The organism is Actinomadura sp. NPDC049382, assembly GCF_040677125.1.
Taxonomy (GTDB): Bacteria; Actinomycetota; Actinomycetes; order Streptosporangiales; family Streptosporangiaceae; genus Spirillospora; species Spirillospora geliboluensis.
This window is the reverse complement of the sequence record NZ_JBFARO010000075.1, coordinates 1-10,952: the sequence shown is the minus strand read 5'-3', so window position 1 is coordinate 10,952 and position 10,952 is coordinate 1. Positions and strand designations below refer to the sequence as shown.

General features: G+C 73.9%; 9 protein-coding genes. 4 read left to right on the top strand and 5 right to left on the bottom strand.

From position 1 onward, the window contains the following. The first annotated feature begins 199 nt into the window (after nt 1-199). The gene (locus tag AB0K34_RS31580) at nt 200-1,450 is read left to right on the top strand and encodes a hypothetical protein (protein WP_364552709.1); all 1,251 of its coding nucleotides are present in this window, start codon (nt 200-202) and stop codon (nt 1,448-1,450) included. A 44-nt stretch (nt 1,451-1,494) separates the two neighbouring features. On the opposite strand, the gene AB0K34_RS31575 is transcribed toward AB0K34_RS31580, so the two are convergent. Beyond that, complete coding sequence (locus AB0K34_RS31575) at nt 1,495-2,154, bottom strand: rhomboid-like protein (RefSeq protein WP_364552733.1); 660 nt, start codon at nt 2,152-2,154, stop codon at nt 1,495-1,497. Nucleotides 2,155-2,179: 25 nt separating this feature from the next. Next, nucleotides 2,180-3,799: an MFS transporter gene (locus tag AB0K34_RS31570; RefSeq protein WP_364552707.1), complete on the bottom strand. Its 1,620-nt coding sequence runs from the start codon at nt 3,797-3,799 to the stop codon at nt 2,180-2,182. Nucleotides 3,800-3,951: 152 nt separating this feature from the next. On the opposite strand from AB0K34_RS31570, the gene AB0K34_RS31565 reads away from it, so the two are divergent. Next, nucleotides 3,952-4,638: a TetR family transcriptional regulator gene (locus AB0K34_RS31565; RefSeq protein ID WP_364552705.1), complete on the top strand. Its 687-nt coding sequence runs from the start codon at nt 3,952-3,954 to the stop codon at nt 4,636-4,638. Nucleotides 4,639-4,763: 125 nt separating this feature from the next. Then, complete coding sequence (locus tag AB0K34_RS31560; protein WP_240808413.1) at nt 4,764-6,209, top strand: glutamate decarboxylase; 1,446 nt, start codon at nt 4,764-4,766, stop codon at nt 6,207-6,209. Between the two features lie 15 nt (nt 6,210-6,224). Here AB0K34_RS31560 and AB0K34_RS31555 read toward each other — a convergent pair whose 3' ends face one another. The 3 genes from AB0K34_RS31555 to AB0K34_RS31545 are packed head-to-tail and all read right to left on the bottom strand — an operon-like array spanning nt 6,225 to nt 10,130. After that, nucleotides 6,225-7,397: an acyl-CoA dehydrogenase family protein gene (locus tag AB0K34_RS31555; RefSeq protein WP_138640508.1), complete on the bottom strand. Its 1,173-nt coding sequence runs from the start codon at nt 7,395-7,397 to the stop codon at nt 6,225-6,227. Then, a complete protein-coding gene (locus AB0K34_RS31550) occupies nt 7,398-8,504 on the bottom strand; it encodes an acyl-CoA dehydrogenase family protein (protein ID WP_364552703.1) in 1,107 nt (368 codons plus the stop codon). Continuing rightward, nucleotides 8,505-10,130: an AMP-binding protein gene (locus tag AB0K34_RS31545; RefSeq protein WP_364552701.1), complete on the bottom strand. Its 1,626-nt coding sequence runs from the start codon at nt 10,128-10,130 to the stop codon at nt 8,505-8,507. It lies immediately after the preceding gene. A gap of 236 nt (nt 10,131-10,366) precedes the next feature. Between AB0K34_RS31545 and AB0K34_RS31540 the strand changes: the two genes are divergently transcribed. After that, on the top strand, nt 10,367-10,952 hold a 586-nt coding region (locus AB0K34_RS31540), incomplete at its 3' end, for a TetR family transcriptional regulator (protein WP_364552699.1).

Here is a 10,952-nt window from a genome sequence, read left to right as displayed (position 1 = left end):
CGCCGATGTTCGGGAACTTCCTTAAATCTCCGTGAACATCACCGTCCGCAGGCACCACGGCTACCTTGAGTGCTATTCGACGCACCGTCCGATCGCGGACTTCTCAGCGGTGGACGGGAGGCGCTAGAGTCCCGGTGATCTGCGGTATATGCACTATTTGTCGGTCCAATGGACCAGGCGGACGGGAACGGGAGGGCACATGCGCGGGGACCTGGGCTCGCTCTACGACGCGCACGCCGACCGCCTGTACGCGTACTGCTGGTCGCTGGTGGGCGACCAGCTCGCGGCGGCGGCCGTCGGCGACACGTTCAGCGCCGCGGTGCACCAGCCGCCGCGCGGCGACAGCGTGCTCTGGCTGTACTCGCTCTCCCGGACGGCCTGCGCCGACCGCGGCGCCTTCACCGGCGAGATCGCCGCGCAGGGCGGGATGCTGTTCGCCGACTCCGACCCGCTGCCGCGCGCCGCCGCCGGGCTGCGCCCCGACCACCGCGAGGTCCTGCTGCTGTGGGCGGGCGAATGGCTCGAACCGCACGACATCGCCCGCGTCCTCGGCATCGCGCCCGACACCGTCGTCCAGCTGCTCGGCGCCGCGCGCACCCGGCTGGAGCGGGCCGTCCTCGACCTCCTGATGCGCGGCGCCACCGAGCCGCGGCTCGACCTCATCTCCGCGTTCGAGAAGGGCAGGCTGCCGCAGCTGCTCGCCCGCCGCGCGCCCGCGACGGCGCCCGGCTGGCTGCGCGACCGGGTGCTCGCCGCGTGCGAGGAGGAGGCGACCCGGCCGCTGCCGAGCGTCGCCGCGCCCAGCCCGCTCGTGGTCATCGGCGCGGAGCGCAAGGAGCGTCCGAAGCGCGGCATCTCGGGCGGCATCTCCAAGGGCTTCGGCGCCGCCGCCGGCGTCGCCGCGTCGGCCGCCGCCGTCATCGGCCTGCTGGTCTCCTGGCCGGCGGCCAAGGGCGGCGGGGGCGCCACCTCTCTCATCCCGACGGCGAGCAACGGGCAGACGAACCCCGCGTCCGCCACGACGAGCGGCGTCCCGCGGCAGCCGCCGCCCGGCCTCACCGGCTCGGAGCGGGCGAAGGGCGGCTCGCCGTCCGCGTCCGAGAACCCGGTCACCAGCGCCTACGACGGCGGGCCCCGGCAGGCGGGCGGCACGCCCGGCGGCGCGGCGCCCGCGCCCACCTCCCCGGCCGGGAGGCCCGCCCCGGAGAAGAAGCCGACGACGGACACGCCGTCGCGGCCGGAGCAGCCGTCCACGACGCCGGAGCAGCCGGCCACTCCCCCGTCGACGCCGCCGGCCACGCCGTCCGGCCCGGCGACCCCGCCGGACGACGGCTCGACGCCGCCCACCACGCCGCCGACGGACACCCCGTCGACACCGCCCTTGGACGGTTCCGGGAGCCCCGGCCCGAGCCCCACCGCGAACCCCGCCCCGGAGCCGGGTCAGGGCTGACGGCGGTCAGACCTCGGCCACCGGGTCAGACCTCGGCCACCGGGTTAGACCTCGGCCACCGGGCCGGGCCTCGGCACCGGGTCCGCGAGCGCGGGCGCTCCGGCACGGCGGCGTTCCAGCAGCAGGAGCAGCCCGCCGATCAGCGCGCCCGCCAGCATCGCCACCACGTGCCCGACGGCGGCGACCTCCAGCCCGAGCAGGCCGTCCAGCAGCGCGGGCGTGAGCGCGGCCCAGCCGGCGAGCGCCAGCAGCCGCCGCACCCGCCCGCGCCCGTACAGGAACGCCGCGACGAGCGCCGCGCACAGCACGTAGGACGGGCCCACATCGGGGATCGTGCGGATGGAGTCCGACAGCAGGCCCGCCTCCAGCCGCACCAGCGCGATGCCCTGGCTGACGAGCGTGCCGAGGACGTGCGAGGCGGCGACGAGCACCACGGCCCGCAGGTTCCCGAACCGCCGGGTGAGGGGGAACAGCCCGATCGCGGCCGCGACCATCAGCACGCCCTGCGCCCCCTCGGCGACGAACGCCGACGCGACCATCGTCCCCACCGGGTTGACCGCGAGGTTCGCCAGGTTGGTGCTGGCCCAGGCGATCATCGCGTGCCGGGCGTCCGGCGGCAGGACGAGGGCCTGCACCGTCCACACCGCCGCGAACAGCCCGAGGAACGTCAGCGGCATCGCGTACCGCCGCGCGAACGCGCCCATCACACCGGCAGCCTAACCCGGCCGCTCAGACCGCCACGGCACCGTCGACGGCGGTGCTGCCGCGCCGCACGAGCAGCGCGGCGAGGGCGGCGGCGAGCGCCACCACGGCGGCGACGCTCAGCGACGTCTGGAAGCCGTCCATGAACGCCAGGTGGCTTCCGGTGGTGATGGCCTCGGCGGCCCCCTCCGGCGTGCCGGGCGGGACGGGCGCCACGCCCTGCGACACGAGCCCGCCGGCACCTTCGAGCTGGTGCGCGGCCGGCGCGGGGACCCCGGCGTCGGTGAGCCGGCCGAACAGCACGTCCCCGACCTTGGTGGACAGCAGCACGCCCAGCACCGACGTGCCGAGGACGCCGCCGACCTGCGAAGCGGTCTGCTGGAGCCCGCCCGCGACGCCCGCGAGGTGGGCGGGGGCGTTGCCGACGATGGCCTCCGTCCCGGCGACGAGGACCATCCCGAACGCCAGCCCGATGAGGATGAACCACGGCCAGAGCTGCACGTAGGCGGCGTCCACCCCGACGCGGGACAGCCCGAACATCGCGGCCGCGGTGAACACCATCCCGAGGACGAGCGGCAGCCGCGGCCCGAACCTGCTGGTCAGCGCGCCCGCGATCGGGGAGGCGACGATGAACACGGCGGTCATCGGCAGCAGCCGGACACCGGCGTCCACCGGGCTCATCCCGTGCACCTGCTGCAGGTAGAGGGTGAGGAAGAAGATCGTCCCGAACATCGCGAAGAAGCCGAGGACGATGAGCCCGGTCGCCGCCGACAGCGACACCGAGCGGAACAGGCCGAGCGGCAGCAGCGGGTTCTCCGCCCGCAGCTCGTTCCAGGCGAACACGGCGAACAGCACGGCGGACACAGCGAACGACACCAGCGGGACGGCGTCCCCGAACCCGTGCTCGCCGGCTTTGATGAGGCCCCACACCAGCGCGAACAGCGCGCCGGTGAGCAGCGCGACACCGGGCAGGTCGAACGAGCCGGCGGCCTCCTCGTCCCGCGACTCGCGGATCACCCAGAAGCCGACCAGCAGCGCGACCAGCCCGAGCGGGGCGTTGAGGAAGAACACCGACTCCCAGTTGACGTTCTCGACCAGCAGCCCGGCGACGATCGGGCCGCCCGCGATGGAGACGCCGAGCGTGCCGCCCCAGATGCCGATCGCGGTGTTGAGCCGCTCGGCGGGGAAGGTGTTGCGCAGGATGGCGAGGCTGGCGGGCTGCAGCAGCGCGCCGGCCAGGCCCTGCACGACGCGCCAGAAGATCACCATGCCGAGCCCGCCGGACAGCCCGATCAGCACCGAGGACACCGCGAACCCGACCACTCCGGCCAGGAAGGTCCGCTTGCGCCCGAACCGGTCGGCGATCTTCCCGGCCGGGATCAGCGTGACGGCGAGCGCGAGCAGGTAGGCGTTCGTCACCCACTGGAGCCCGGACAGGCTCGCGCCGAGGTCCTTGGCGATCGCGGGGTTGGCGATGGACACGACGGTCGCGTCCAGCCCGACCATCATCACGCCGAGCGCGACGGCGAGGAGCGTGAGCCAGGGATGCCCGTGCCCCGCTCTCGCGGAGCGTGCGCGCGGCTGGTCGCGCGGCGGGACGTTGACGGCGCCGGGTTCGAGTGTCCCGGCGCTCTGGGAATGGGTCATTGATCGACCTCCGGCTTGGGTAGGCCCTCAAACTGTCATGGCATGACAGTTGTCGTCAACTGCCGATCGCCTGTATGCGACATGAGTCACTTCGGGACAATATTCTTCGGCTGCCGCTTGGCGCGGGTTCACCCGCTGGTTACACTTCGCCCATGACCGCGACCGCCCCCGAGACCGGCGCCGCCGCGACCGCCGCGACCGGTCCCGGCCCCCAGCCCCCGGGCCGCCGCGAACGCAAGAAGCAGCGCACCCGCGAGGCGCTCATCGACGCCGCGTTCACCCTCTTCGCCGAGAAGGGCTTCGACGCCACCACCGTCGAGGAGATCGCCGACGCCGTGGACGTCTCCGCCCGGACGTTCTTCCGCTACTTCGCCTCGAAGGAGGACGTGGCGCTCACCTTCCAGGAGGAGCAGGTCCAGGCCGTCACGGCCGCGCTGGCCGCGCGTCCCGCCGACGAGCCGATCATGACGGCGCTGCGCCGCACCGTGGTGGAGATCGCCCGCGCCTGCGAGGCCGGCGAGCTCGGCTTCGACCCCGACCGCTTCGAGTGCATGCTGACGATGGTCAACGACAGCCCCACCCTGCTCGCGGGCAGCCTGGAGCACGCGCAGCGCAAGCAGGCGCTGATCACCGAGATCGTCGCGCAGCGGATGGGCCTCGACCCCGCCGCCGACATGCGCCCGCACGTCGTCGCCGCCGCGACGCACAGCGCGTTCCAGGCCGCCGCCGACGCCGCCCGCCGCATGGACGGCGCGTTCACCTCGCTGTCGGAGGCGGTCGACCAGGCGTTCGCCATCCTGGAGAACGGCCTCAACGAACCGGCGCGCCCGGCCGAGTAGCCCGGCCGAGCAGGCCGGACGAGCAAGCCCTCCGGCCGGGGGCCCGGTGTGGGACGGGCCGCCGCGGGTACCGCATGCGGAAGTCGGGGGACGCCATGCCCCCGCGCGCGCGGAAGGACGGCGACATGGCCCGGAAGCACGGCATGGCCCGGAAGCATCCCCACACCTCCGCGAGCGGCGACCGCGACCTGCGGGTCAACCCCGTCTTCAGCCGCGAGCCGCTGACGATCCCCCGCTACGCGCTGCCCGCCGGCGAGCTGGACCCCGGCACCGCGTACCAGATCGTCCACGACGAGCTGATGCTGGACGGCAACGCGCGGCTGAACCTCGCCACGTTCGTGTCGACGTGGGCGGAGCCGGAGGCGCTGCGGCTGATGTCCGAGTGCGCCGAGAAGAACATGATCGACAAGGACGAGTACCCGCGCACCGCCGAGCTGGAGATGCGCTGCGTGCACATGCTCGCCCGGCTGTGGCACGCCCCCGACCCGCGCCGCGCGGTGGGCTGCTCGACCACCGGGTCCAGCGAGGCGGCGATGCTCGGCGGGCTCGCGCTCAAGCGCCGCTGGCGGGAGCGGCGGCGCGCCGCCGGGCGGCCGGCCGACCGGCCCAACCTCGTCATGGGCGTCAACGTGCAGATCTGCTGGGAGAAGTTCGCGAACTACTTCGAGGTCGAGCCCCGGTACGTGCCGATGGAGGGCGACCGCTACCACCTCGGCGCCCGCGAGGCGGTGGAGCTGTGCGACGAGAACACCATCGGCGTCGTCGCCGTCCTCGGGTCCACCTTCGACGGGAGCTACGAGCCCGTCGCGGAGATCGCCGCCGCGCTCGACGACCTGGAGCGGCGCACCGGCCTGAACGTCCCGATCCATGTGGACGGCGCGTCCGGCGCGATGGTGGCGCCGTTCCTCGACGCCGGCCTGGAATGGGACTTCCGGCTGGACCGCGTCGCGTCCATCAACACCTCGGGCCACAAGTACGGCCTGGTCATGCCCGGTGTCGGCTGGGCGCTGTGGCGGGACGAGGACGCGCTCCCCGACGACCTGGTCTTCCACGTCAACTACCTCGGCGGCGACATGCCGACGTTCGCGCTGAACTTCTCCCGCCCCGGCGCGCAGGTCGTCGCCCAGTACTACAACTTCCTGCGGCTCGGCATCGAGGGGTACCGGCGCGTCCAGCAGACGTGCCGGGACGTCGCGACGCGGCTGGCGGCCGGGATCGGCCGGCTCGGCCCGTTCGAGACGCTCACCGACGGCGGCGACATCCCGGTGTTCGCGTTCCGGGTGCGGGAGGACGTCGGCACCTTCACCGTGTACGACGTGTCGGCCGCGCTGCGCGAGTCGGGCTGGCTCGTGCCCGCCTACACCTTCCCCGAGAACCGCACCGACCTCGCCGTCCTGCGGGTGGTGGTGCGGCACGGGTTCGGGCACGACCTCGCCGACCTGTTCATGGACGACCTGCGCCGCGTGCTGCCCCGGCTGGAGTCCCAGCCGGGGCCGCAGCGCAGCGCGGCCGAGGCGGCCGGGTTCGCGCACGGCGCCGAGCCGAAGCCCGCGCACCGCGCACCCAGCTGACTCCCGGCCGGCCGGTCACCGCGGGGCGCGGGGCAGGCCGAGGCCGATCATCGCGATCAGCTCGCGCTGGATCTCGTTGACGCCGCCGCCGAACGTCAGCACCAGCGCGCCCTTGGCGAGCCGGTCGACCGCCGCCATGAAGGACGCCGTCTCCGGGTCGCCGGGGTCGCCGTGCCGGGCGAGGACGTCGCCGACGATCCGGCCGACGTCCTGCATCCGCTCCGAGGAGTAGATCTTCGTGGCGGACGCGTCCGCGGCGCCGAGCCAGCCGAGGTCCTGGTTCGCGGCGACCTGCCAGTTCAGGATCTCGTTGACGCGCAGGTAGGCGTACACCTGGGCGAGCGCGCGGCGGACGGACGGCTCCTCGATGAGCGGCCGGCCGTCCCGCCCGGCGGTGGCGCGGGCCCAGCGCTCGAAGCGGATGTAGGTGTGCCCGATGTTCCCGGCGGGGCCGAGCGTGACCCGCTCGTGGTTGAGCTGGTTGACGATGAGGTCCCAGCCCTTGTTCTCCTCGCCGATCAGCATGTCCGCCGGGACGCGGACGTCCTGGAAGTACGTGGAGTTGGTGTGGTGCGCGCCGTCCATCGTGATGATCGGCGTCCAGGAGAAGCCCGGGTCCGCGCAGTCCACGATGAACATCGAGATGCCCTTGTGCTTCTTCGCGGACGGGTCGGTCCGGGCGGCGAGCCACACGTAGTCGGCGTGGTGCGCGCCGGACGTGAAGATCTTCTGCCCGTTCACCACGTAGTGGTCGCCGTCCCGCACCGCCGTGGTGCGCAGGGCCGCGAGGTCGGTGCCGGCGCCCGGCTCGCTGTAGCCGATCGCGAAGTGGCACTCCCCCGCGAGGATGCGCGGGATGAAGAACTCCTTGTGCGCGTCCGACCCGTACTGCAGGATCGTCGGCGCCACCGAGTTCAGTGTGATCAGCGGGTAGGTGACCTCGGCGCGCGCGATCTCGTTCGCGAAGATCGTCTGCTCGACGGGGCCGTAGCCGCGGCCGCCGTACTCCTTCGGCAGCGCGACGCCGAGCATGCCGTCGCGGCCGAGCCGCCGGCAGTGCTCCAGGTAGGCGTCGCCGAACGGGTCCGCCGCGATCGCGGCGCGCTGCTCGGCGGTCAGGCAGTTCTCGAAGTACTCGCGCAGCTCGGCGCGGAGCTTCTTCTGCTCGTCGGTCAGGTCGATGAACATTCAGGCCTCCTGAGCGATCAGAGCGCCGAGCGCGTCGAGCCGGTCGTCCCCGCCGCCGAGCAGGTGCGCGCAGTGCTTGCCCCACGCGAAGTACCGGTGCAGCGGGTAGGTGATGTCGAGGCCGATGCCGCCGTGCAGGTGCTGGCAGGTGTAGAGCGCCTTGATGACGGGGTCGCCCGCGTTGTAGGCGGCGATCGTCAGCAGCTCCTCGGCGTCGGCGGCGCCCTCGGCGAGCCGCCAGACGCCCGCCCAGACCGCCACGTCCAGCGCCCGCTTGGCGATGTAGACGTCGCTGATCTGCATCGTGACGGCCTGGAACTGCGCGAGCGCCCGGTCGAACTGCTCGCGGGTCTTGGTGTACTCCTTGGTCAGCTCCAGCGCGCCCTCGATGACGCCGGACGAGACGGCGACCGCGCCGGCCACGGCGGAGCGGCGGAGGGTGTCCCAGGCGGCGCCGTCGGCCGTCCCGCCGAGCAGGGCGTCCGCGCCGACCCTCGTGCCGTCCAGCACCACGCGGTACAGCGGCTCGCTCGTCGCCGACGGCTGCTCGGTGAGCGTCACGGCGGCGGGCTCGACGAGGAACACCCCGATGCCCGCGCCCTCGACGCGGGCGGGCACGAGGATCCGCGCCGCCTCCCGCGCGTACGGGACGAACGCCTTCACGCCGTCGAGGACGTAGCCGCCGCCGTCCTCGCGGGCGGTCGCGGCGACCTCCCCGGCGCTGCCGACCTCGCGGTACGCGCCGGTCAGGACCGCCGCGCCCTCGGTCAGCGGGGCGAGCAGGGCGCGCTGCTCCGCCGTCCCGTGCCGCGCGACCGGCACGGCCGCCAGCGCGAGCGAGGCGTACACCGGGACGGGCGCGGCGTGCGCGCCGACCTCCCGCAGGATCACCGCCAGCTCGACCGGGCCGAGCCCGGCGCCGCCGGCGTCCTCGGGGAGCACGATCCCGAGCAGCCCCGCCTGGGCGAGCGCCTTCCAGGCCACGTCGTCGAAGGGGGCGCCGCTCTTCTCGAACTCCTCCAGGCGCTCGCGCGTGCACTCACGCCCGAGCACCTCGGCGGCGAGGCCCTTGATCTCTTGCTGGGTCTCGTCGAGGTTGAAGTCCACTCATCCGCTCCCTTCCAGGAGGTGCAGCCGGCCGCGCCGCGCGAACTCGGCCCGCAGTTCGGCCGCGTCCTGCGCGGTCATCGGCCGGTAGGCGAGGTCGCGGCCGGGCCGCCACCACACCGGGTCGTCGGTGCGCCAGCCGTCCGCGGCCAGCCGGCGCTTGAGGATCTTGTTGGAGGCGGTCGCGGGCAGCTCCCGCGCCACCCGGACGTACCGGGGCACCCATTTCGGGCCCAGGTCGGCGCGCCCGCGCAGGTAGCCGGCGAACGCCTCGGGGTCGAAGCCGTCGGCGGCGAGGGCCAGCATCACCTGGTCGCCGGACGCCGCGTCCGGCACCCCGTACACGGCGAGCTGCCGGACGCCGGGCAGCTCCGCCAGGACCCGCTCGACCTGGACGGCGCCGAAGTTCTCGCCGTCCACGCGGAGCCGGTCGGCGCTGCGGCCCGCGAAGTAGACGTAGCCGTCCGCGTCGGCGTAGGCGAGGTCGCCGCTCCAGAACCCGCCGTCGCGGATCCGGTCGGGGGCGTCCTCTTTGTAGTAGCCGTCGAACAGGCCCATGTCGCCGGTCTTGACCAGCTCGCCGATGGCCTCGTCGCCGTTCACGACCCGTCCGGCGGCGTCGAACACGGCGGGCGGGCACGGCTCGCCGGTCGCCGGGTCGAGGACGGCGACGTCCGCCGGCAGCTTGCCGAGCGCCCCGGACGGCCCGAACGGGTCGGGCGACAGCGAGATCGCGGTCTCGGTCGAGCCGTAGCCGTCGATGACGATGCAGCCGAACCGCTCGCCGAACGCCTTCTGCTCCAGCGGCGCGGCCTCGTTCCCGAACGCGAACCGCAGCGGGTTGGCCGCGTCGTCCTCGCCCGGCGGCGTGGCCAGCACGTACGACAGCGCCTTGCCGACGTAGTGCAGGTAGGTGCAGCCGTGCGCGCGCACGTCGGGCAGGACGCCGGACGCCGAGAACCGGGCGCGCAGCACCAGCTCGGCACCGGCCGCGAGCGCCGGCGCGTACGCCGCCATGACCGCGCCCGAGTGGAACAGCGGCATCGGGCAGTAGACGACCGACTCCGGGGTCAGCATGCGCTCGGCGAGCATCTCCCCCGGCACGACCATCTTGCGGTGGGTGATCCGCACGGCGCGCGGCCGCCCGGACGTGCCCGAGGTGAAGATCAGCATGAGCAGCGTCGCCGGCCCGATCGCCGAGGCGTCCGGGAGCGGAGCCCCCGCGAAGGGGGCGAGTTCGGCTTCGAGGGCACCGGCGTCCAGCACCGGAATCCCCAGCGCGGCGGCCTTCTCGGCGTACCGGTCCTGCGCGACGACGAGATCGCAGTCGGCGCGCTCGGCGTCGCCGGCCAGCTCCACGGCGCTGCGGGTCGGGTTCAGCGCCACCGCCACCGCGCCCGACAGCGCGGCACCGCCGAGGAGGAACACCAGCTCGGGCACGTTGTCGAGCAGCACGCCCACGTGGACCGGCCGCTCCGCGCCCCCGCGGCCCGCCATCCAGGCGGCGCGGACCGCGCACTCGGCGACGGTCTCCCGCCAGGTCCAGGCCCGGCCGTCGTCGGCGGAGCGCAGCCCGGGGCGGTCGTCGTCCGCCCGCGCCTCCAGCAGCGCCGCGATGCTCTCCACGCCCACCTCCCGGACCAGCCCACGGCGAAAAAGTAGAACAGATTCTAGTCCGTGTCCAGAGGTCCGGTCATTCCCGCTCCCGAGCCGGTTAGCCTGCCCAGTACGGCGGAAACGAGCGATCCGGAAACCCCGCGAGCGCACCCGCCGCCACGCGATCAGATAACACGTTCTCACAAGAGCGGTAGACTCGGGGGGACACGTCGGGCGGCCGAGCCCGCACAGAAGGGAAGGCGACCGTGACCGCAGAGCCGACAGTGACCGGGGACGGTCAGCCGGCGGGGCAGGCGGCCGGGCAGGGCGTGCGCTCCCGCAGCCAGCACCAGCGGCGCAAGCGTATCGTGCAGGCCGCCGCGGCACTCGCGTCGCGCGGCGGGATCGAGGCGATGCAGATGCGCACCGTCTCCGAGCGGGCCGGGGTGGCGCTCGGCACGCTGTACCGCTACTTCCCGTCCAAGATGGACCTCGTCGTCGCCGTCGTCAGCGAGGAGCTCGACCTCCTCGAGGGCAGCATCGAGCGCCGGCCGCCCCGCGGCGGCGCCGCGCCCGAGCGCGCGGTGGAGGTGCTGATGCGCGCCACCCGCGGCCTGATGCGCGAGCCCGAGCTGGCCGAGGCGCTGATCCGCTCGCTGCTGCTCTCCGACGTCAAGACCGACTTCGGCGAGCGGATGAGCGAGCTGCTGCTGCGCGCCGCGTCCGGCCCCCCGGAGGACATCCCCGCCGACGACCCCCGCCGCCTCGCCGCCCGCGCGCTGTCCGGCATCTGGACGATGGAGATGATCGAGATGCTGCGCGGCAACGCCACCGCCGAGGAGATCCAGTCCC